Here is a 3,469-nt window from a genome sequence, read left to right on the forward strand (position 1 = left end):
CCAGCCGCATCTTTTCGGAACCCAACTGCCTCGCGCGTTGTATCTTTGCCCTATGATTCCTCTGACCGTCCTTGCCAAGCGCGACATCCGCAAACTCACTCCCGACGAGCTCAAAGCCTTTATGGTGGAGCACGGCGAAAAGCCTTTCCGCGCCAAGCAGGTGCTCGAGTGGCTCTGGAAAAACACCGCGGGCACGTTCGAGGAAATGAACAATATTTCCCTGGCCACCCGCGAACTGCTGGCCAAGCACTTCGTCATCAACGGCGTAACGGTGCAGAATCAGCAGCTCAGCAACGACGGCACCATCAAGTCGGCCTTCCGCCTGCACGACGGCAACGTGGTCGAGGGCGTGCTCATCCCCCACGACACCCGCATGACGGCCTGCATCAGCTCGCAGGTGGGCTGCTCGCTCACGTGTAAGTTCTGCGCCACGGGCTACATGGAACGCAAGCGCAACCTCGACGCGGCCGAAATCTACGACCAGGTGGTACGCATCAAGGAGCAGTGCGAGGCCGAGTACGGCACGCCCCTGACCAACATCGTGTACATGGGCATGGGCGAGCCCCTGCTCAACTACGCCAACGTGGTGAAGAGCGTGGAGCGCATTACTTCGCCGGAGGGCCTGAACATGGCCCCGCGCCGCATCACCATCAGCACGGCCGGCATCGCCAAGATGATCAAGAAGCTGGCCGACGACGGCGTGAAGGCCAACCTGGCTTTGAGCCTACACGCGCCTAACGACACGAAGCGCAACGAAATCATGCCCATCAACGAGGCCAACTCCCTGGCTTCGCTCAAGGACGCGCTGAAGCACTACCACCAGGTGACGGGCCGCAAGGTCACCTACGAGTACATCGTGTTCGAGAGCTTCAACGACACGGTGCAGGACGCCGAGGAGCTGTTCCAGATTTCGAAGTGGATTCCCTGCAAGGTGAACCTGATTGAGTACAACCCCATCGAAAACGCCGACTACAAAAACACCGGCGAGGCCAAGCTGATGGCCTTCCTGAAGTATCTGGCCGACCGGGGCGTGCAAACCAACCTGCGCCGCAGCCGCGGCAAAGACATCGACGCGGCCTGCGGGCAGCTGGCAGTAAAGGAAAAAGCCGAAGCCGTATAGTCCGGCGCTACGTTCTGCAAAAGCCCCTCGAAGTTGATTCGAGGGGCTTTTTTTGCCCAGCCGGTCAGTAGAATGCTGGCTGTGCAGCCGATTGGGAGCGGCTTTTCGCTTCAGTTTCGGCGTTCCTGGCGGCGACGCGAAATATTTATCTGCAGGTATGCGTTGAATGAAGTATAGCTATTCAAACTTTTTTGTTCAATTTTGAAGTACCAAGCGCCTTATGTGCCAGGCAAACTGGCTTTGGTGCTGGGCTTATTCTTATCTTTTTTCTCTCTTCACAATGTCTACTACCAAAGCCTACGGGCTGCTGCTGGGAACCCTGTTCTGCGGGGCTGCTGGGGCGCAGGCCCAGAACAACGCCGTTAAAATCGATATTTTCCAGCCTATCGTTAACACTGCGGCCCTGTCCTACGAGCACAAGCTCAGCGAGTCGAGCAGCTTCCAGCTGGGCCTGTCCTTTACCATCAACTACCGCGAGGACAGCAACTTCTCCAATAACTCGGAATCGCCCAAGACGTCGGGCTTCGGCATCACGCCCGAGTACCGGCTCTACCTGTCGGAAAAGCACCCGGCCCTGGAGGGTTTCTACGTGGCGCCCTACCTGCGCTACCAGCACCTGAACAAAACCGGTAAGAGCGAGGAGTACAATCCGGTTACCAACACCTTTTACCGGCGCGACCTCGACGCCTCACTCAATGCCTTCGGCGGCGGCGTGGTAGTAGGCCGCCACTGGATCTTCAAGCAGCGCTTCTCCCTCGACGGCTACCTGGGGCCTTCCTACATGGTGTCGGGCATATCGTCGAACGTGGATAACATCAACCGCGGCGACTTCCTGGGCTACTACGAAGGGTCGAACTACGGCATCCGCGCCGGTGTCTCATTCGGCGTGGCCTTCTAGCTTTTCCTGCGGTGCCTGGTACGGTCATGCCCCTTAGTGGGCGGCGCGCGCCTATTCTATTGCCCATTTTCTCTCTTCCTTTCCTCCCTTTTTCTTGCATGAAAAAAATCCTACTCGCCGCCACTATCGTGGCTGCCACTTCCGCGTCGGCGGTGGCCCAGAACAACGTGGTGAAAGTCAACATCCTGAGCCCGATTGTAAAAACCGGCTCGTTTTTCTACGAACACAAGCTCAACGCCAGCAGCAGCCTGCAGATTGGCGGCCTCTTCACCAGCGCCAAGATTGAGGACACCAAAATCTCCGGCTTTGCCCTCACGCCCGAGTACCGCTTCTACCTCTCGGAGCGCACCCCGGCCCCCGAAGGCTTCTACGTAGGTCCCTTCGTGCGCTACCAGAATCTGACTCTGAAAAGCACCTACACCGACAGCTACAACTCGACCGGCACGCCGACGACCCAGACCGACGAAGCTTCGCTTAACACGTTTGGCGGCGGCGTAGTAGTGGGTCGCCAGTGGATTTTCAAGGACACCTTCTCGCTGGACATCTTCCTGGGCCCTTCCTACAACGGTGGCAGCATCGAAGTGAAGAGCACCAGCAACGGCAACGGCACGTTCGATGCCGGCCCGCTCACCGGCTTCGGCGTCCGCACCGGCATCACCTTCGGTCTGGCTTTCTAGACCCGGCCCCCGCTGCTTACCCCAGCAAAAAGCCCCGGCGCAGCATTGCGTCGGGGCTTTTTGCTCGTTACAAAAGCCTATTTGAGCAATTCCAGCACGAAATAACCGTAAGGCGCCGGGCTCCAGCCGGGCATGAGCTGAATCGGGGCGGCAGGCGTAGTGGGTTGGTCGGAGGCGGTGTAGGTGGGGCCACTATCGGTGCCGGCATCGTAGAAGCGGGCCGCGACGCGGCGGGTGCTGGCCCAGCCATCGGCAGAGAGTAATACTTCGGAGTCGAGAGCGGCAAACCAGTCGGGACTGGGCGCAATCATCGTCACGACCGACACGGCCGGCTGGTCGAGGCGCAAGCGGACAGTGTCGGTGAGCACGCCGGGGGAGCTGACGGCCGTGCGGCCATCGAGCAGTCGGAAGGCGTGACCCTGACTGATGAGGGCATTGATTTCGGCGCGTAGGGCCGCGTTGCTGCCGAGCTCCGCCATGTTTTTGATGCCCGGGCTAGCCAGGTTACCGACCTGAAAGAAGCGTCCGGGACCTGAAGCAGCGTGGCTGGCGCCAATAAGCGGGGAGAAGTGGGCACCCACCGGGTAGTCGCCGGGATGCGTGGCGGCACTCCAAGTGGCCTCAAACGTAACCCGGTACAGAGCCGTGGCGGATGGCTGGGGACGCACCCAGTCGACGTCGGTGGCAGTGCGGTGGCAGGCCAGCAGCGTCGGCAGCAGTAGCAGGGGGAGAAGTCGGTTCATGGCGGGGCCGGGCTGATTAGCAACACTAACG

The 3,469-nt window shown here is 59.9% G+C and carries 4 protein-coding genes; 3 read left to right on the forward strand and 1 reads right to left on the reverse strand.

The genetic code is table 11. The annotated features are described in order from the left end of the window. The first annotated feature begins 52 nt into the window (after window positions 1–52). The 3 genes from rlmN (at window position 53) to EWM57_RS20675 (ending at window position 2,695) form a co-directional block, all read left to right on the forward strand. On the forward strand, window positions 53–1,120 hold the full coding sequence (rlmN, locus tag EWM57_RS20665; RefSeq protein WP_129923196.1) for a 23S rRNA (adenine(2503)-C(2))-methyltransferase RlmN: 1,068 nt from the start codon (window positions 53–55) through the stop codon (window positions 1,118–1,120). A gap of 280 nt (window positions 1,121–1,400) precedes the next feature. Beyond that, on the forward strand, window positions 1,401–2,018 hold the full coding sequence (locus tag EWM57_RS20670) for a DUF3575 domain-containing protein (protein WP_165370598.1): 618 nt from the start codon (window positions 1,401–1,403) through the stop codon (window positions 2,016–2,018). 98 nt (window positions 2,019–2,116) lie between these two features. Beyond that, a complete protein-coding gene (locus tag EWM57_RS20675; RefSeq protein WP_165370599.1) occupies window positions 2,117–2,695 on the forward strand; it encodes a DUF3575 domain-containing protein in 579 nt (192 codons plus the stop codon). A gap of 77 nt (window positions 2,696–2,772) precedes the next feature. On the opposite strand, the gene EWM57_RS20680 is transcribed toward EWM57_RS20675, so the two are convergent. After that, window positions 2,773–3,469, reverse strand: a 697-nt coding sequence (locus EWM57_RS20680; RefSeq protein ID WP_207218371.1) for a spondin domain-containing protein, incomplete at its 5' end; no start/stop codon positions are given.

The organism is Hymenobacter persicinus, assembly GCF_004167665.1.
Taxonomy (GTDB): Bacteria; Bacteroidota; Bacteroidia; order Cytophagales; family Hymenobacteraceae; genus Hymenobacter; species Hymenobacter persicinus.

What these genes read in the sequence shown, in the direction of transcription:
- rlmN (WP_129923196.1), top strand. Translation starts at nt 53, where the DNA reads ATGATTCCTCTGACCGTCCTTGCCAAGCGCGACATCCGCAAACTCACT.
- EWM57_RS20670 (WP_165370598.1), top strand. Translation starts at nt 1,401, where the DNA reads ATGTCTACTACCAAAGCCTACGGGCTGCTGCTGGGAACCCTGTTCTGC.
- EWM57_RS20675 (WP_165370599.1), top strand. Translation starts at nt 2,117, where the DNA reads ATGAAAAAAATCCTACTCGCCGCCACTATCGTGGCTGCCACTTCCGCG.